Here is an 18,273-nt window from a genome sequence, read left to right on the forward strand (position 1 = left end):
GAATGACCAGAACTCAGGACTGAACCATGCCTGAACGAAGGCAAGTGGCGATCGTCGGCGTCGGCCAGACCGACTTCGGCGCCCTCTACGCCAACAAGGACGCGCACCGCGACGCCTACGCCCTCGGCGCGCAGGCCCTGCGCCTCGCGCTCGACGACGCCGGCCTGCGCAAGGACGAGGTCGACGGCCTCCTCACCGCCCGCATCCACTACGAGCACGGCGCACATGTGCTCGGCATCCCCAATCCCCGTGTCATCAACGCCCTCGAGGGATCCGGCCGCATGAGCGGCGTCGCAGTCCAGCACGCCGTCTCGCTGATCGAGACCGGCCAGGCCGACGTCGTGGCCTGTGTATACGGCAACAACGGCCGTTCGGTGAAGATGACCTACGGCGGCGCCTACACCGACAGCCCCACCACCCGCTACGACGCGATGTACGGCATGACCTCCCCGGGCGCGTACGTCGGCATGATGTACCGCCGCTACGCGCACGAGTACGGCGTGCCCGACGGCGCCCTTGCCTCGATCGCGATCAACAACCGCCGCAACGCAGCCCTCAACCCGGTGGCCGTGATGCGCGAGGAGATCACCGAGGAGCAGTACCTCGGCGCCCGCTACATCGCCGACCCATTGCGCCTGTACGACTACTGCATCATCAACGACGGCGGCGTCGCGCTGATCCTCACCACCCTGGAGAAGGCCCGCGACCTGGCCAAGCGGCCGGTACGAGTGGCGGCCACCGCCGCACGTGCCAGCGTCAGCAACTACTACACCAGCACGGACTTCTTCCACTCCGCCTCCCAGGACGTGGCTCGGCGCGTGTACACCACCTCGGGCTACGGCCCGCAGGACATGGACTGCCTGCAGATCTACGACAACTTCACCCCCACTGTCCTGTTCAGCCTGGAGGGCTTCGACCACGCGCCGCGGGGCGAGGCATGGAAGTGGGCCACCCTCGACCGCATCGCCCGCAACGGTGAGACGCCCGTCAACACCGCCGGCGGACACACCGGCGAGAGCTACATGCAGGGCTGGGGACACCACGTCGAGGCCGTGCGCCAGATCCGTGGCGAGGCCGGCCCCCGACAGGTGACGGACTGCAACGTCGCCCAGTACATCTGCGCCTCACCCATCACCACATCGCACATCCTGGTCGGGGAGTGAGCACACCCATGGACAACCAGAAACTCGTCGAGATGCTCCCGCCCGTCACGGACGCCAACCGCGACTTCTGGGAGGGCACCCTCGCCGGTGAACTCCGCCTCCAGTACGGCGACTCCGGCACCCCCCGCTACCCCGAGTCGCCGGTAGACCCGGTGACCCTCGACGCGGACTTCGAGTGGCGCGCGGCCAGCGGTAGGGCCACGTTGTGGTCCTGGATCGTCATGTATCAGAAGTACTTCCCTGCCTTCGCCGGCGAGGTCCCCTACCTGGTGGCCTTCGTCCAGTTGGAGGAGGGGCCGTACCTGATGACCACCCTTGCGGATCCGCCTGAGCATCTGGAGTGCGGCATGCCGCTGGAGGTCGTCTTCGAGCAGATCTCCGAGGACCGGGCCATCCCGAAGTTCAAGGTGGTGTCCGGATGAGCGCCACCACAACCTCCCCGGCCGAGACTGACCAGGTCGTCCTCGTGGAGCACTTGGACAACGGCATCTCCCGCATCACCTTCAACCGCCCCCACAAGCGCAACGCCATGAACCGGGCGGCCCGCGTAGGGATCGTGCGTGCTCTCGACGAGTGCCGGGGCCGCTCCAAGGTGATCATCCTCACCGGCAACGGCCCCGCCTTCTGCGCCGGCGTCGACCTGAAGGAGGGCGACGTCAGCACCGGGGACGCGGAACTCGACAGGCGCAGCGAGTGGGCCGCCGTACAGGAGGAGATCCGCAACCACCCCGCCATCGTCATCGCCGCCGTCAACGGCGCCGCCCTCGGCGGCGGTTCCACCCTGATCAACGTCGCCGACCTGGCCGTAGCGGCCGTCGAGGCCCAGATAGGCATGCCGGAGATCGGCTTCGGCCTTTACCCGACTCTCGCGGGTCCGGCCGCCCAACTGCGGCTCAAGCCCAAGCACGCGGCCTGGCTGGTCCTCACCGCCGAGCGCATCGACGGCACCACCGCGGCCGAGTGGGGGCTGGTCAACCGCGCTGTTCCTCTGGAGAACCTCGACGCTGCGGCCACCGCCCTCGCCGAACGCGTCGCCTCCTTCGACGCGACCACGCTGGAATGGTCGAAGAAGGCACTGTGGAAGATCCCCGGTGAGATCTCCGAGTGGACCGAGGCCATCGCCTACGGCCATGAGATCGCCGATGAACTCCGCGGCCGCAGCACCGCTCTGGCCGAGGGCCTCGACCGGTTCCGGTCGGGCGAGCGCAACCCGGGGCAAGGCTGATGTCCGGGCAGCGCACCTTCCGGGTGGTCGAGGTTACCGAGTCGGTCGCGGGCGCGGCGTGCGGACGCCTGTTCGCCGCCCTCGGCCACGATGTGCTGCTGTGCGAACCGCCCACCGGCACGCCGTTGCGGTCCAGGGAGTTCACCTTCGCGGCCCTGGGCGCCGGCAAGCGCAGCGCCGTCCTCCGCCCCGAGCAGCTGGCCGCCGACGAGACAAGCCCGCTGGCCACGGCCGACGTCCTGATCACCGATCTCACGCCGGCCGCGGCCGCCGCCGAAGGCCTGGATCTCGAAGAGCTCCGGCAACGCTTCCCCCGACTGGTCACGGTCTCGCTCACCGCATTCGGGCTGACCGGAGCGTACGCCGAGAGCGTCGGCGACAGCCTCCTGGCGGAGGCGTACGGAGGACTGGCCACCATGGTCGGTGAGCCGGACCGGCGCCCGCTGAGCCTGGGTGGTGAACAGAGTGCGCACTCGGCTGCCTTCGTCGGCCTGTACGGCGCCATGCTCGCCCTCCGCAACCGCGACCGCACCGGGTGCGGCGACGTGGTCGAGGTCGCCCTGAGCGACGTCGCCGCCTACATGGACTGGAAGAGCGACGTCCTTCACGACCTCGGAGGTGGGGTCCCGAAGCGTGCGGGCTCCTCGCAGGGTGGTTGGCGTGTGGTGCGGGCCAAGGACGGCTGGGTCGGAGTGATCTTCTCCGCACACCAGTGGCCTGCTGTTGTCGAGCTGTTCGGCGACCCGCGCCTGAGTGCGCCCGGCCTCGACGACCCCGAGCAGCGTGCCCGGGGCTCGGAGGAGTGGTGGGCCGTGATCGCGGAGGTGGCGGCAAGCCGTGAGGCCGTGGAGTTGTACACCGAGGCGCAGCGCCTCGGACTGCCCTTCGGCCATGCCGCCGACGCCGAGAGCCTGATGGCCGACGAACAGCTCCGCACCCGGGGCTTCGTCCTTCCGCCCGGTATGCGTCGCAGGGACGCCCCTGTGGTCGGCCCTCCGTGGACCGTGCCTGGAGCGCCGTCATCCACGGTCGCGGCACCCCGGTTGGGCGACGACGATGGCAGTTTCACGGCCGGGCCACGACCGGCTGCGGCCCGCACGCCGCGCTCGAGCGCGGCCGGGCAGCACAGGGACGCGGCACCTCTGGACGGTCTGGTGGTTCTCGACTTCGGCACCATCACAGCCGGGGCGGCCACGAGCCGCCTGCTCGCCGACTACGGCGCGACAGTGATCAAGATCGAGTCGCAGGGCCGCCCGGACCCGTTCCGGGCGTGGGTGATGCCGGGCAGCGCCGACAAGGCGGCCGGGGCACAGGCACCGGCTTCCCCGATGTTCGCCTCCAACAACGCCGGCAAGCGCGGTCTGAGCCTCGATCTGAAGACCGAACACGGCCGGGCCGTCGCTCACCGGCTCATCCGCAGGGCGGATGTTCTGGTCGAGAACTTCCGGGTGGGCGTCACCGCCCGCATGGGCATCGACTACGCCACCGCCCACCGGCTCAACCCTGACCTGGTCTACCTGTCCCTGTCGAGTCAGGGCGTCTTCGGACCCGAGGCCTTGTACGGCTCCTTCGGTTCGACTCTGGACCTGCTCTCCGGCCTTGCGGCCGTCACGGGTTACCCGGGGGAGCGGCCCATGTGGTCGGGCGGCGACGTCAACTATCCGGATCAGGTGGTGTCGTTCGTCGGTGCCGCGCTGGTCGCGGACGCCGTCAGCAGCGGCCGGCGCGGCATCCATCTGGACGTCTCGCAGCGGGAGGCCGTCGCCTGGACCCTGGCCGATCAGCTCGGCGAGTACGTCTGGACGGGGCGCATGCCCGCACCGGACGGCAACCGCCGCCCCGGCGCCGCCCCCCACGACACCTACCCCACCGCGGAGCCCGACAGCTGGCTGGCGATCGCCTGCACCAGCGCCGGACACCGGCGCGCGCTGGCCGAGGTGATCACCGCACTGCCCGGCCATGAGCCGGAGGACTGGTGGCTGAACCACCAGGACACCGTCGACGCGACCATCTCGGAGTGGACGGTCCGGCACTCCCGTGACAAGGCCGTGGCGAAACTGCGCCGCGCGGGCGTTCCCGCCGTACCCGTGAACACCGCGGCGGACCGTGCACGCGACCCCCGTTACCGCGAGCGCCGTGCGGCACTGCGCGTACCGGAGTGGCTGAAGGGATTCCCCATGATCCTGCACAGCCACACGCCGCCCGACCCCGCTCCCGCGCCTGCCCTCGGAGACAACGCCGAGCACCTGGACGACCACGCCCTCGACGCGCTCCTCGGCGGCGTTGACCGGCCGTCGTCCCTCCACTGACCTCCTCCCGCACCCCTAACCCGCACACTCCCGATCAGGAGACCGCCATGCCCCGTGTCGTATTCGTCCGTCCGGACGGGACCAAGCAGGAGGCCCACGCCCCCGACGGAGCCTCTGTCATGCAGGCCGCCACCGCCCATCTGGTACCCGGAATCGTCGCCGAGTGCGGTGGCGAGCTGTCCTGCGCCACCTGCCACGTCTTCGTGGACGAGCAGTGGCTCAGGGCGCTGCCCGCGCGGTCGGAGGACGAGGAGGAGATGCTGGAGGCGACCTCCGAGGAACCCACCGACGCCAGCCGGCTGTGCTGCCAGATCACGCTGAACGCCTCGCTCGACGGCATCGTCGTGCACATCCCGAAGACCCAGAAGTAGGACGGGCGGGAGCACACCATGCACATCGAACCCACTGCGACCGACCGTATCGTCGTGGTCGGCGGCGGTCAGGCCGGCGCGGACTTCGTCGCCGCCCTGCGCATGGCCGGCTACCAAGGGCCCGTGACGCTCGTCGGCGCGGAGCCCGGTTACCCCTACGCCCGCCCGCCGCTGTCCAAGGCGTACCTGTCCGGCAAGGCCACGGCCGAGGACCTGCACATCCGGCCGCCCGCCATGTACGAGCAGCAGGGCATCGACCTGCGCACCGGCACCCGAGTGACCGCGATCGACCGGACCGCCCGCCATGCGGTCCTCGCGGACGGTGAGCGGCTGTCGTACGCGCACCTGGTGCTCGCCACCGGCGGTCGGGCGCGCAGACTGCCTGCCCCGGGACTGGACGACGCGCCCAACGTCCACTACCTCAGGACCCTCGCTGACGTGGCCGCCATGCGGCACCGTTTCGTGCCGGGCGCCCGGCTGGCCGTCGTCGGCGGCGGATATGTCGGACTCGAGGTGGCCGCGGTCGCCCGGCAGGTCGGGCTGGACGTGACGGTCATCGAGGCGCTGCCCCGTGTCCTGGCCCGGGTGACCGCGCCGCAGGTCTCCGCGTTCTACCAGCGGGTGCACACCGAGGAAGGCGTGGACATCCGCGTCGACACCGCGGTGACCGGCTTCGCCTTCGCCCCCGACGGCTCGGTGGCCGCCGTGGAGCTCAAGAGCGGCGAGCGGATCGACGCCGACCTTGTCCTCGTCGGCATCGGCCTGGTCCCCGACACCGAACTCGCTGAACAGGCCGGGCTCGCCGTCGACAACGGCATCGTCGTCGACGAGTACTGCCGTACCGAGGACCCCGCCGTCCTCGCCATCGGCGACTGCACCAGCCACCCCTGCGGTGAGCACGGCGGACGCCGCCGACTGGAGTCGGTGCCCAACGCCTCCGAACAAGCGCGGGTCGCCGCCGCCACCGTGACCGGGAGCCTTCAGCCGTACACCGCCATCCCGTGGTTCTGGTCCGACCAGTACGACGTGAAGCTCCAGACCACAGGGCTGTCCACCGGCTACGACGAGGTCGTGATCCGTGGCACCACCGAGACCGGGCGGTCGTTCGCGGCCTTCTACCTCAAGGACGGCCTGGTCCGCGCTGCGGACGTGGTCTGCAGCCCCCGGGAATTCACCGCCGCCAGAAAGCTGGTCGCGGCACGGGCCAGGGTCGCCCCCGAAGCGCTCCGCGACCTGTCGGTCCCCCTCAAGCAACTGCTCTGAGCCATGCAAGGCACCACTCAGATGGGAAAACGAGAAATGACGGACCACACGGCGGCCCCGGCGGCCTCCTCGCGCTCGGAGCGCTTTCCGGCCGGTACGGACCGCGACTACCTGATGCTCATCGACGGCGAGTGGGTCCCCGCCTCCGACGGCGAGACCTTCGCCTGCCTCGACCCGTACGAGAACCGTTCCTGGGGCCGCGTCCCCGCCGCCACCGCGGAGGACGTCGACCGGGCCGTACGCGCCGCCCGGCGGGCCTTCGACGAGGACGGCTGGTCCCGCACCCCCGCAGCCCTGCGCGCCGGCCTGCTGCGCAAGCTCGCCGACCTGATCGAGGAGCACGCCGAGGAACTGGCCTTCATCCAGATCCACGAGAACGGCAAACTCATCAGCGAGATGCTGCCCGGAGCGCGGGCGATGGCGGCCCACGCCCGCTACGTGGCGGGGCTCGCGGAGAACCACCACGGTTCCACCCTCCCCGCCCACCCCGGCTTCACCGCATACACCGTGCCCGAACCGGTCGGCGTCGTCGCGGCGATCACCCCGTGGAACTCACCGCTGACCCTGCTGTCGTGGAAGCTGTTCCCCGCGCTCGCGGCCGGGTGCACGCTCGTCATCAAGCCGTCGGAGGTGACCCCCACCTCCACCCTCCGCCTGGCGGAACTCTGCGAGCAGGCCGGCTATCCCAAGGGCGTCGTCAACGTCGTCACCGGCTTCGGACAGCCCACCGGCACCGCTCTGACGGGCCACCCCGGCATCGACAAGATCGCGTTCACCGGCTCCACAGCGGCGGGCAAGGCCATGCTCAACGCCGCCGCACCCCGCATCGGGCGGGTCACCCTGGAACTCGGCGGAAAGTCACCCAACATCGTCTTCGCCGACGCCGATCTCGACAACGCCGTGCACGGCGTCATGGGCGGCATCTTCGCGGCGACGGGGCAAACCTGCATGGCAGGCTCCCGGGTCCTGGTCGAGGACAGCGTGTACGACGAGTTCGTCGACGCCCTGTCGGCGGCCGCGGACAAACTGGTCCTGGGCGACCCGCTCGACCCGACGACCGACGTGGGCCCGCTCGCCTGCCGCAACCAGTTCGACAAGGTCCTCGACTACATCGACATCGGGCAGTCCGAAGGGGCGCGCCTGGCCGCAGGCGGTGTCCGGGACGCCTCTACCACGGAGCTGGCCCGCGGCCTCTTCGTCCGGCCCACCGTCTTCTCCGGCGTCGACAACTCCTCACGGCTCGCCCAGGAGGAGATCTTCGGGCCCGTGGCCAGTGTCGTGCGGTTCAGCGGCGAGGACGACGCGGCCCGGCTCGCCAACGACATCGATTTCGGTCTCGCCGCTGCCGTGTGGACGCGGGACATCGGCCGCGCCCACCGCATGGTCAAGCGGCTGCGCGCCGGCACGGTCTGGGTCAACGCCTACCGCGTCGTCCACTACGCCGTGCCGTTCGGCGGGTTCAAGCAGAGCGGCATCGGCCGCGAACTCGGCCCCGACGCGCTCGACGACTACACCGAGACCAAGTCCGTCTGGATCGATGAGGGCAACCCGCAGATGTTCGGCCGCCACTGACATGCGCCACCACGAAGAGGGAGTTCCGGACATCGTGCTCGAACACAAGAGCTTCTACATCGACGGCGCCTGGTGTCAGGCCTCCGGCGACGAGAGGACCGAGGTGGTCAACCCGGCCACCGAGCAGGTCATCGCCACCGTGCCGGCCGCCTCCGCGAAGGACGTCGACGCGGCCGTCGCCGCCGCCCGCGCGGCGCTGCCCGGCTGGTCCCGCACCACCCCCGCCGAACGCAAGGCCTTCCTGGACCGGCTCCATCAGGGCCTGGTGGAGCGCGCCGACGAGATCGCCGCGACCGTCACCGCGGAGATGGGCGCGCCGCGGCAGCTCTCGGCGAGGGTTCAGGCAGGGCTGCCGATCGCGGTCGCCGAGTCGTATGCACGGCTGCTGGAGACGTACGACTTCGAGGAGCGCATCGCCACCTCGCTCGTCGTCAAGGAGCCGGTCGGCGTGGTCGCCGCCATCACCCCGTGGAACTACCCGCTGCACCAGGTCGTCGCCAAGGTGGCGGCCGCCCTGGCCGCGGGATGCACCGTCGTGCTGAAGCCGTCCGAGGTGACCCCGCTCAACGCCTATCTCCTCGCCGAGATCGTCGATGCCATCGAACTCCCCGCCGGTGTCTTCAACCTCGTGCCGGGCATCGGGTCCGTCGCCGGTGAGGCGCTGGTCGTCCATCCGGACGTCGACATGGTTTCCTTCACCGGATCGACCCGAGCCGGAAAGCGCATCGGCGAACTCGCGGCGGCCACCGTCAAGAAGGTCGCACTCGAACTCGGCGGCAAGTCCGCCAACATCATCCTCCCCGACGCCGACCTGGACTCCGCGGTGCGCGACGGAGTGGCCAACGTCCTGAGCAACTCGGGCCAGACCTGCACGGCGTGGACCCGGATGCTCGTGCACCGGGATTCCTACGGGCGTGCGGTGGAACTGGCCAAAGAGGCGGCCGAGAGCACGGTGGTGGGTGATCCCGCCGACGAGCGGACCCAGGTCGGCCCGGTCGCCTCGGCCGCCCATCGGGACCGGGTGCGCGCGTACATCGTCGACGGCGTCGGCCAGGGTGCCCGGTTGGTGACCGGCGGTGTCGAGCCCCCGGCCGGCCTGCTCACCGGCTACTACGTGCGCCCCACGGTCTTCGCCGATGTCACCGAGGACATGACCATCGCCCAGGAGGAGATCTTCGGCCCGGTCATCGTCGTCATGGCATACGGGGACGAGGAGGACGCCCTGCGGATCGCGAACAACTCCCTGTACGGCCTGTCCGGCGCGGTGTTCTCGGCCAGCGAGGAACGTGCCGTCGCCTTCGCCCGCCGCCTGGACACCGGCATGGTCCACATCAACGGCGCACGGTTGAACCTGCTCGCCCCATTCGGCGGGTACAAGCAGTCCGGCAACGGCCGTGAACTGGGCGTCCACGGGCTGGAGGAGTTCCTCCAGCCGAAGGCACTGCAGCTCCCTGCACCGGCGGCCACGGGAAGGACGGCGCCATGACCGACTCCGCTCACCCCGTCGCGCGGGGTTTCCTCTCCGAGATCTGGGACTCCCTGGGAGGGGAGAAGGAAGCACTGGACCGAGTGCGGTTCGAAGGACACGGGGCATTGCGGTCGCCGTTCGCGGTGACCGACCTGGCCGCGGCGTCGTTCGCCGCAGCAGGGCTGGCCCTCAGCGACCTCCTCGCCACGGTCGGCGGCGAGGGACCGCGGGTACGGGTGGACCGGATTCTTGCCAGCGGATGGTTCGATCTGCCGGTCGGCCCTTCTCAGCCCCTCGACGCCTCGGCGCGGCAGCACGTCTCCCACACCTGGATGTGTGAGTTCCAGACGGCCGACGACCGATGGCTTCGCATGCAGGCGACGTTTCCGACGCTGCGTTCCCGCATCGCGCGCGCACTCGGAACGAGAGAGGACCGGGGCGAGTTCGAGTCCGAGACCCGCAAGCATCCCGCGGAGGACGTCGAACGGCTCTTGGTGGACGCGGGCGCCGCTGTCGCGGTCAGCCGCTCGGTCGAGGAATGGCGACGACACGCTCAGGGCCGGGCCGTCGCCACAGAACCCATCGTGCACACCGATACCGGTGAAGCGGTCGGCGACACCTGGAAGCCCACACCAGGACGTCCGCTGGCCGGCATCCGCGTGCTCGACCTGACCCGCGTCATCTCAGGACCGATGGCCACCCGGTTCCTGGCGGCCGCCGGTGCCGAGGTGCTGCGCCTCGACCGACCCGGCTCCGACGAGAGCAGCGTCTTCGGGCGGGGCAGCGACATCATGCTGGGCAAGCGGTGGGCGTTCCTCGATCTGCGGACCGAGGACGGCCGCGACCGGTTCCTCAAGCTGCTGTCCCAGGCGGACGTACTCGTCCACGGATACCGCCCCGGGGGCCTGGACAGCCTCGTCGCCCCGGAGGTCCGAGCCGCCGCACGACCCGGCCTGGTGGAAGTGGCGCTCAACGCATACGGCTGGACGGGTCCGTGGAAGAACCGCAGAGGCTTCGACACCCTCGTCCAGTTCAGCAGCGGCCTCGCCGACGCGACGACGGCCTGGGCCCTCGCCGACCCGGCGAACAGGACCCCGATCAACGCGCTCGGCAGGCTCGTCGGCGCCGACCGACCCCGGCACCTGCCCGTCGAGGCACTCGACTTCGCGACCGGATACCAGATCGCCGCCGCCGCGATCCGGGGGCTGACGCACCGAGTGAGAACAGGCGAAGGCTCGGTCTCCCGTCTCTCGCTCGCCCGGACCGCCGCGATGCTGATCAGCGCGGGCCACGTCGCCGAGGAACCGGAGATCCGCCTGCCCCTCGACGGACCATACGAGGGCCGCACCTTCGTCAGCGGTGACGGCCGTCCGGTGAAGCGGCTCCGGTTTCCCGTCGCGATCGAGGAGACCCCGCTGTTCTGGGAGCGGCCCTTCGAGGCGGCAGGTTCCTCTGCCCCGATGTGGTCCGCCTCGGGCTGACGGCGACCGGACTGGCCCCGGCCGTAGAACAAGTGCCGCGGTCAGGGCACTGCCGTCCCCGGGCGTCGTGGCGGTGAGTGCACAGCGTCGAGTAGCCGATCCCCGAAAAACGGTCAGCCGGGTTGTCACCGCTTCACGCGTGGGAAGAGGCGTTCGACCGCGGCAACCACTGCGGCACGGCGAGCGGCGATGGACGGGTCCGCGGCCTGTTCGGCGGCGGCGCCGATCTCGGTCTGAGCCGCCCACGTAGTGGCGATCTGGTTGACCAGGGCGAGGACATCGACCGGGTCCCAGGCGGGGTCGAGCTGTCCGGCCTGCTGTGCCTGCCGGAGCTGGTCGAGCTTGCGGGCGATGGCCGCCCTTGTGGGGTCGGTGCCGGTGTCGGCGACAGCCGAGTCGGCCAGTTCGAGGCGTCCCCAGGTGATCAGGCGGTGGTGATCGGGGCGGGCCGTGAAGTGGTCGAAGAGACAGCCTGCGTAGCCGGGCAGGTCGGCCGGATCCATCCTGGTGGCCTCCGCGAGCTCGGTCAGCTCCTTGGCCGCAACGTGGCCGTACAGCGCCTCCTTGCCGCGGAAGTACGCGTAGACACGTTCCTTGCTGGTCCTGGCCTGCTTGGCGATGCGGTCCACCCGGGCACCGGCGATTCCATGGCGGGCGAACTCGTCCGTGGCGGCGGCGACGATGCGTTCACGGGTCGAGTCGGCGCCTTCCGGGGCAGGAGGCTCGGCGGTCGGGTCGGTGGTGGCGGGGCGAGGCATACGACCAGGATAAGCGGCCGAACTGTTTGGTTTGGCATTGCGGGCGATTGACGCCTACACTCAAACCAAACAGTCTGGTTTGACGATGACCTGGCTGGCAGCTACGGATGGAGAAATCTCATGCACCACCGCAACCTGGGCTCCCAAGGCCTGAGTGTCTCCGCGCTCGGACTCGGCACCATGGGGATGACCCTCGCCTACGGCTCCTCGAACGAGGAGGAGAGCATCGCCACCGTCCGTCGTGCGCACGAACTCGGGATCGACTTCTTCGACACCGCCGAGCTGTACGGCGTCGGCACGGGCAGCAATGAGATCCTGCTCGGCAAGGCTGTGAAGGACTTCCGTGACGAGGTGGTCCTGGCCACCAAGTTCGGTTACGACATGATCGCGCAGCAGATCGGTGCAGGCTTCAACAGTCGGCCGGAGAACATCCGCAAGGTCGCCGAGAACAGCCTGCGCTACCTGCAGACCGACTACATCGACCTCTTCTACCAGCACGTCTCCGACCCCGAGGTGCCGGTCGAGGAGGTCGCAGGTGTCGTCGGCGAACTGATCGCGGAGGGCAAGGTGAAGTACTTCGGCCTGAGCAACGTCGGCCCGCAGTACATCCGCCGCGCCCATGCCGTCACCCCGGTCACGGCTCTGCAGTTCGAGTACTCCCTCTTCGAACGTGAGGTGGAGGAAAAGACCCTGCCGGTACTCCGGGAGCTGGGTATCGGCCTGGTCCCGTACTCCCCGCTGGGCCGCGGTTTTCTCACCGGCGTGGTCAAGCCCGCCGCCGAGTACCCGGCGGACGACATGCGCAGCTGGGACGAGCGCTGGCAGGGCGAGAACTACACGTACAACCTGCGCGCCACCGAGCAGCTGAAGAAGCTCGCCGCCGCCAAGGGCATCACCACCGCCCAGCTCGCACTGGCCTGGTTGCTCGCCCAGGGTGACGACGTGGTTCCGATTCCCGGCACCCGCAACGCCACGCGCCTGGAGGAGAACGCCGGCGCCGTCGACGTCGAACTCACCGACGCCGACCTCGAGCACATCATGACGATCCTGCCCCAGGGTTCCGCGGGCAGCCGCTATCCGGCCGCCATGCTGGCCGCCATGTCGACCGACTGACGCTCCAGCATTCGCACTTGTCGCTGGCCCAGTACCCGCCCTATCGGATACGCGACCAGCGACTTCCGGGCCGCCGCACTGGCTGCCGAGGTGGGCCGCCCCGGCCGGCTCGGTCACCTCATGGAGGCGGTTGGTCCGCCAAGTTCATCGGCGAGGACCTGGCCGACTTGGCCACCGGCGTCGACCGCCCGGCCTGCCACGCTTCTCGCCGCGCACCGTGATCGCCGGAGGCTTCCAATGCCTCCGCTGCCACGGGAGGGCCTGACGGACGGTGACCGGGGTCGACCTCGGTCACGGCCACCCTGGCTCGATCGTCATCGGTGGTGTGCCCGGCGCGGTGATGAGTTCGCTCCCTGTCGCTCGGGCATCCTGGCGCGTCCTCGATGACGGGTTGGACTGTGCACATCGCCTGACGCCGGTCAGGCCAGGCCCGCGCCTCCGTCCACACTCAGGAACGCGCCGTGAACGAAGGCGGCGTCATCGGAGGCGAGGTAGGCGACGGCCTCGCCGATCTCGCGGGGGAGACCGAACCGACGTGCGGGAAGGGCGTCCAGGACGGCGGAGGCACGGGGGTCACCGGCGATTGCGGCCTGTACCTCTTCGGGCAGTACGGGGCCGGGAGCGACAGAGTTCACCCGCACGCCTGACGGGGCGTACTGCTTGGCCCATGCCTTGGTGAGGTTGTTCAGCGCGGCCTTGCTGGAGGAGTAGGCAGCCCTGTCCGGTGCCGCTTTGTCGGCGGCGAAGGAGCTGATGTTCACGACCGCGCCGGAGCCCCGCTCGATCATGGCCGGAACGAGCGCGGCGACCAGGAAGAACGGCGCCTTGACGTTGGTGTTGTAGACCGTGTCGAAGACGTCCTCCGCCGTGTCGACGGTGAAGCCCTCGGGGAAGACGCCCGCGTTGTTGACAAGGATGTCGATCTGGCCGGTGACCGCTCGGGCCTGCTCGGCCAGGGCCCGGGCGCTGTCCGCGGACGCCAGGTCGGCCGCTATGAAGTCGGCCTTTCCGCCGGCTTCGCGTATTCCGGCGACGGCTTGTTCGCCGCGCTCGGCGTTGCGGCCGGAGACGATGACATGGGCGCCGCGCTCGGCCAGTGCGTCGGCGATGGCGCGGCCGATACCGCTGGTGGATCCGGTGACGAGTGCGGTCTTGCCGTTCAACGGGGTGGACATCGGACTCCAAGCTATTGGGAAACCGGCGGTCAATTGTGGAACTGAGTGTCACAGTAGCAATGATTAGTCGACTATGAAAATGAGAGTCGGGTATGAAAAAAGCAGCGTCCAGGCGAACTGGCGCTGCTGTGGGTCGGTTTTTCTGCGGCCTAGTTGGCCTGGGTTCTGTCACCTTGTCGTGGGCTGAGTGCGGCGAAGGCCTGGTCCAGCAGATCGACGAGGTCGAGGTCGCCGTCGGAGGCGGTCCAGTAGTCGAGCGCGATGTTGAGACAGGCCAGCGCCGCAGCTGCCTTCACCGAGATGTCGAGCGTCACGAGCTGCGGTGAATCGGTGCGCTCGGCAAGGGCATTCGCGAGAGCGGGCAGCCATCCGCGCTGCTTCTCCAGCTGGCGGGCGCACAGGGCGGGGGTGCCGAGGATGAGCCGGGTCGTCGTCAGGGCCTGGTTCGGGTCCTGACGGTAGTGCTCGATGGCGGCGTCCAGCCCTCTACGCAGCGCCGTCCAGTCGTCTTCCTCGGCCGGGCGGGCGCGAACGGCGTCGGCGACCTGTTCGCCATGAGCCTCGAGGACGCTGAGGACCGCTTCTTCCTTGCTGCCGAAGTACCGCAGGAAGGTGCTGCGGGAGACCCCGGCCGCAGTGGCCAGGTCATCGAGAGTGACCTTCTCGAACCCTTCGCGCAGGAACAGGTCGAATGCCATCTGGGCCAGTTCGGCCCGTACGGCGGCGCGCGCGATGTCCCGGGTCTTCGTGCGTACGCCTGGCACGCCCACCCGCGCAGTCATCTCTCACTCCCAGCCTCGCCTGTTGGTTGCCAGTATGACACTCAGTTTCATGGCTTAGCTGTGCGGACTCGAGGCATCCATGCCGATGCGGTGCTGGACGGCGGCGGGATGCCGATAGCGACGCACAGCTGCGGTGGCACGCTCTGGCCGGTGGCCGGTGGCCGGTGGCCGGTCCGGATTGGTGCGGGAGAACCAGCCGGCGGCCACTTCGGTACGGGAGGCGTCGACCCCGCCCGAGACCACGATCGCGGCCTCGGTTGGCTCGGGGCGGTCGGCCAACTCGCGCAGAGTGCGGCCAGAAGTCCTGGTGCCGATCGTCTCGTCGGAGAAGGCCACCGCGAGCCAGCTCTCCGACCAACCGCCCGCTGCGGCAACGGCCGCAGCATCGTCGGGGCCGATGGTGTGATGACGCTGGGTGATGCGGTCACCTACCTGGCGGGACCAATGCGGCCGGCCATGGACATGCGCCTCGACCCGCAACAGGCCATTGCCATGGTGTCGCCCTGGTGGCAGGACTGCCTCCACTCGTCAGGCAGGCGAGGCGCACATGCCTCGCTCATATCTGGCGTGCCGGTACGTGGGCTGGTGCAACAGCTCACGTCTGTGCACTTAATCCCGTTCATACGGGGGAGGGCACGAGGCGCTGCTCGGCCCAGATGATCTTGCCGTCGTGGGTGTAGCGAGTGCCCCAGCGTTCGGTGCACTCGGCGACAAGGAAAAGACCCCGGCCGCCCTCGTCGGACAGGCGTGCCCGGCGCAGATGCGGGCTCGTACTGCTGCCGTCGGAGACTTCGCAGATCAGCGACTGGTCTTTGATCAGCCGGAGCCGTATCGGGTCGGTGGCGTGACGGATGGCGTTGGTGACCAGTTCGCTGACCACCAGCTCGGTCACGAAGGCGGACTCCTGTAGCCCCCATGCCGTGAGGCAGTCGGAGGCATGCTTGCGAGCCTCGGCCACGGCAGCCGGATCACCGGGGATCTCCCAGGCGGCGACATGGTCCTGGTGGAGGGCCCGGGTGCGAGCGATGAGCAGTGCTATGTCGTCGGCCTGGGACTCGGTCCGCAGTGTCTCCAGGACCGTGTCGCAAAGAGCTTCCAGCGTGGGAACGCGACGGGCCAGGACGCGGCAGAGCGTATCGAGCCGTTCATCGATGTCGTGCTCGCGCGTCTCGAGGAGCCCGTCGGTGAACACTGTCAGCAGGCTGCCTTCGGGCACCGTGATGTCGGTTGCCTCGAAGGGAAGGCTGCCCAGGCCGAGCGGCGGGCCGGCAGGCAGGTCGAGGACGTGTGGGGTGCCGTCCGGATGGACCAGGATCGGGGCGGGATGGCCTGCCCGACTTATGGAGAAGGTGCGGGAGACTGGATCGTAGATCGCGTACAGGCAGCTCGCTCCGACGTCCCCGGAAGACTCGCCCATGTCGCCGGCGCTCTCGGAGCTCTGCGCCTCACGCTCATACGCGGCGTGGGTCACGATGTCGTCGAGGTGGGTGAGGAGCTCGTCCGGAGGCAGGTCGACGTCCGCCAGGGTCCGCACGGCGGTGCGCAGGCGCCCCATGGTGGCGGCGGCGTTGATGCCGTGCCCGACGACATCGCCGACTGCGAGGCCGATCCGTGCGCCGGGCAACTGAATCACGTCGAACCAGTCGCCGCCCACCTCGGCATCGCCGCCCGCCGGCAGGTAGCGGGCGGCCATCTCCACCGCGGCATGGGGGATCGGGCTCGGGGGCAGCAGGGCGCGCTGAAGCGCCAGCGCGATGCCACGTTCGCGCGTGTACCGGCGGGCGTTGTCCACGTGGAGCGCGACCCTGGCGACCAGGTCCTCCGCGAACGCCAGATCCTCGAGGCTGAAGGGCTCCGGACATGCGGCGTGGCGCAGGAACAGGACCGTACCCAGGGTCGTGCCCCGGGCGCGGATCGGCACTGTGATCAGCGAATGCGCCCCATACCTGCGGCACAGGTCCGCGCGTACCGGATCATCGGCGAGCCAACCGACGATCTCCGGGTCGGTGATGCCATGCAGTTCCGCACGGCCAGTGATGACGGAGCGGGTGACAGGAGAAGACGATAGGTGGACCTGGCTCTGGCCGACGGAAAGTGCGGCTTCCCCCGCCCACTCGTAAACAGACCGGTTCGCGGCCCGGCGCAGCGCCGCACCACGGCCGGCGAGAACAGGACCGGGCTGCTCACCCTGGAAAACGGCGTCGAACAGGTCGACGGTGACGAAGTCGGCGAAGCGGGGAACGGCGACCTCGGCCAGTTCCCGGGCCGTCCCGGCCACGTCAAGGGTGGTGCCGATGCGGGTTCTGGCCTCGCTCAGCAGTTGTAGCCGTTGCCGTGAGTAATGCTGCTGGGTGTAGTCGTACACCGCCAGGCTCACCGCACTCACGTCGCCGGCCGCATCCTTGAGCGGGAAGAATTGGGCGACCCAAGGGTGCGCCTTGCTTCCGGGCGGTGTACTGACCTCGTGCTCCATGTAGTCCGGCTCACCGGTCTTTGCCACCCGTAGGACCCGCCGCTCGGCTTCCTCGAAGGTCGGCCCTTGCAGGAATTCGGTCAGGTGCAGGCCGCGGACTTCGTCCTCGGGACGGCCGATCACTTCCGCCATCTTCTCGTTGATCCGCAGCAGCCGACCATCCCGATCGTAGATCACCAGAGCGGTGGGGTACTGGTCGAACTCCCGCCGCATGAGCGCTTCTTCCTCGCGGGCATCAGCATTCTCCGTCACCACGCCGGTTCGCTCGGTGGCCACGGCTATGAGTGCAAAACCGACCTCCCGCTCACCGTCCTGCAGCAAACCCAGACGCGCCTCCGCACTGAGCCCCCGTCCCTCCCGGTCACGAAATCGCGTGCCGTCCTCGGAGAGCAACTCGGCCACGGGCCTGCCGATGACTTCCGCAGGGGCGTATCCAAGCAGTCGCTGCGCCGCGGGGCTGCAACAGGTCACGCGGCCGCTCGGGTCCGTCATGACGACGACGGCGGACGTGTTTTTGTCGGCGCCAGGCGGTCCAGGAACGAGCCGATCGAATGTGACACCCATGATGATCATCCTGACCGTTTTGCCGTAAGTGTCATAGCCTACGATGGCCCCGAACGCGTCTGCCGACAAGGCGGGCTCCGGCTATGGCCCGTGCGCTGTCGGTGCAGGCGGGTCGGTGCCCGCCGGGATGTGGCGTGCCAGGGTCTTACCTCCGAACTGCGGGGCGGTTGCTGCGGCGCCCGCTGCCGCGGCCCGCACGCGCGTCGGTCGTGGGTCCGGAAGGCCCGTCGACGGCCGCCCGCATCGACCGCCGGGTACGCCGCGCGCGGGCGCGGCGGAGGCAGTGCAGGTCCGTTCCCGCCCACTGCACAGCCTCCCCGAGTTCGGACTTCTGCCTGAGTCGAGCATCCTGCGCACCCGGCAGGAGTGGGAGGCCCCGCCCGGATACCTCAGGTGCCGCCCCGCTCGACTGCCACGGGAACAGCCGCTGACCTGGACACTGGTCCCGGCGGTGGCTCCCCCTGGAAGCACGCCATGAGGAGCGTGCGTCGCCCTGGCGCGGAGGGTTTTTGTCGACATCGATCCGGCCCGCTGTCATCCGCCGGCTGATCGACCA

15 protein-coding genes are annotated in these 18,273 nt (G+C 69.5%); 10 read left to right on the forward strand and 5 right to left on the reverse strand.

Annotation, left to right across the window (positions count from 1 at the left end):
* The first annotated feature begins 26 nt into the window (after positions 1-26).
* From ACFZDK_RS34300 to ACFZDK_RS34340, 9 genes are read left to right on the forward strand one after another with little or no spacing between them, the layout of a single operon-like run.
* Complete coding sequence (locus tag ACFZDK_RS34300) at positions 27-1,163, forward strand: thiolase family protein (protein WP_390977906.1); 1,137 nt, start codon at positions 27-29, stop codon at positions 1,161-1,163.
* Positions 1,164-1,171: 8 nt separating this feature from the next.
* Complete coding sequence (locus ACFZDK_RS34305; protein ID WP_390977908.1) at positions 1,172-1,585, forward strand: OB-fold domain-containing protein; 414 nt, start codon at positions 1,172-1,174, stop codon at positions 1,583-1,585.
* The gene (locus tag ACFZDK_RS34310; protein ID WP_390977910.1) at positions 1,582-2,388 is read left to right on the forward strand and encodes an enoyl-CoA hydratase-related protein; all 807 of its coding nucleotides are present in this window, start codon (positions 1,582-1,584) and stop codon (positions 2,386-2,388) included. Before ACFZDK_RS34305 ends, ACFZDK_RS34310 begins: the two co-directional genes overlap by 4 nt.
* On the forward strand, positions 2,388-4,697 hold the full coding sequence (locus tag ACFZDK_RS34315) for a CoA transferase (RefSeq protein ID WP_390977912.1): 2,310 nt from the start codon (positions 2,388-2,390) through the stop codon (positions 4,695-4,697). Before ACFZDK_RS34310 ends, ACFZDK_RS34315 begins: the two co-directional genes overlap by 1 nt.
* Before the next feature lie 47 nt (positions 4,698-4,744).
* On the forward strand, positions 4,745-5,068 hold the full coding sequence (locus ACFZDK_RS34320) for a 2Fe-2S iron-sulfur cluster-binding protein (protein ID WP_390977914.1): 324 nt from the start codon (positions 4,745-4,747) through the stop codon (positions 5,066-5,068).
* 18 nt (positions 5,069-5,086) lie between these two features.
* Positions 5,087-6,331 carry an FAD-dependent oxidoreductase gene (locus ACFZDK_RS34325; RefSeq protein ID WP_390977916.1) on the forward strand — a complete coding sequence of 415 codons (1,245 nt, stop codon included), beginning with the start codon at positions 5,087-5,089 and terminating at the stop codon, positions 6,329-6,331.
* 36 nt (positions 6,332-6,367) lie between these two features.
* The gene (locus tag ACFZDK_RS34330) at positions 6,368-7,903 is read left to right on the forward strand and encodes an aldehyde dehydrogenase family protein (RefSeq protein WP_390977918.1); all 1,536 of its coding nucleotides are present in this window, start codon (positions 6,368-6,370) and stop codon (positions 7,901-7,903) included.
* Between the two features lie 34 nt (positions 7,904-7,937).
* Positions 7,938-9,389: an aldehyde dehydrogenase family protein gene (locus ACFZDK_RS34335; protein WP_390977920.1), complete on the forward strand. Its 1,452-nt coding sequence runs from the start codon at positions 7,938-7,940 to the stop codon at positions 9,387-9,389.
* The gene (locus ACFZDK_RS34340; RefSeq protein WP_390977922.1) at positions 9,386-10,852 is read left to right on the forward strand and encodes a CoA transferase; all 1,467 of its coding nucleotides are present in this window, start codon (positions 9,386-9,388) and stop codon (positions 10,850-10,852) included. Before ACFZDK_RS34335 ends, ACFZDK_RS34340 begins: the two co-directional genes overlap by 4 nt.
* 125 nt (positions 10,853-10,977) lie before the next feature.
* On the opposite strand, the gene ACFZDK_RS34345 is transcribed toward ACFZDK_RS34340, so the two are convergent.
* Positions 10,978-11,610, reverse strand: coding sequence for a TetR family transcriptional regulator (locus ACFZDK_RS34345; protein WP_390977924.1), 633 nt, complete (start codon positions 11,608-11,610; stop codon positions 10,978-10,980).
* A gap of 120 nt (positions 11,611-11,730) precedes the next feature.
* Here ACFZDK_RS34345 and ACFZDK_RS34350 point away from each other — a divergent pair, with 120 nt between their 5' ends.
* Positions 11,731-12,723: an aldo/keto reductase gene (locus ACFZDK_RS34350; protein ID WP_390977926.1), complete on the forward strand. Its 993-nt coding sequence runs from the start codon at positions 11,731-11,733 to the stop codon at positions 12,721-12,723.
* A gap of 419 nt (positions 12,724-13,142) precedes the next feature.
* On the opposite strand, the gene ACFZDK_RS34355 is transcribed toward ACFZDK_RS34350, so the two are convergent.
* The 4 genes from ACFZDK_RS34355 to ACFZDK_RS34370 all read right to left on the reverse strand — a co-directional run bounded on the left by ACFZDK_RS34355 (position 13,143) and on the right by ACFZDK_RS34370 (position 17,786).
* Positions 13,143-13,898 (reverse strand): glucose 1-dehydrogenase, encoded by a 756-nt coding sequence (locus ACFZDK_RS34355; protein ID WP_390977928.1) that lies wholly within the window; start codon positions 13,896-13,898, stop codon positions 13,143-13,145.
* 149 nt (positions 13,899-14,047) lie between these two features.
* Positions 14,048-14,680, reverse strand: a complete 633-nt coding sequence (locus tag ACFZDK_RS34360; protein WP_390977930.1) for a TetR family transcriptional regulator — start codon at positions 14,678-14,680, stop codon at positions 14,048-14,050.
* 54 nt (positions 14,681-14,734) lie between these two features.
* Positions 14,735-15,160 carry a hypothetical protein gene (locus ACFZDK_RS34365; RefSeq protein ID WP_390977932.1) on the reverse strand — a complete coding sequence of 142 codons (426 nt, stop codon included), beginning with the start codon at positions 15,158-15,160 and terminating at the stop codon, positions 14,735-14,737.
* A gap of 139 nt (positions 15,161-15,299) precedes the next feature.
* A complete protein-coding gene (locus ACFZDK_RS34370) occupies positions 15,300-17,786 on the reverse strand; it encodes a SpoIIE family protein phosphatase (RefSeq protein ID WP_390977934.1) in 2,487 nt (828 codons plus the stop codon).
* Positions 17,787-18,273 lie beyond the last annotated feature (487 nt).

The sequence above is a fragment of the Streptomyces sp. NPDC007901 genome, assembly GCF_042959465.1.
Lineage (GTDB): Bacteria > Actinomycetota > Actinomycetes > Streptomycetales > Streptomycetaceae > Streptomyces.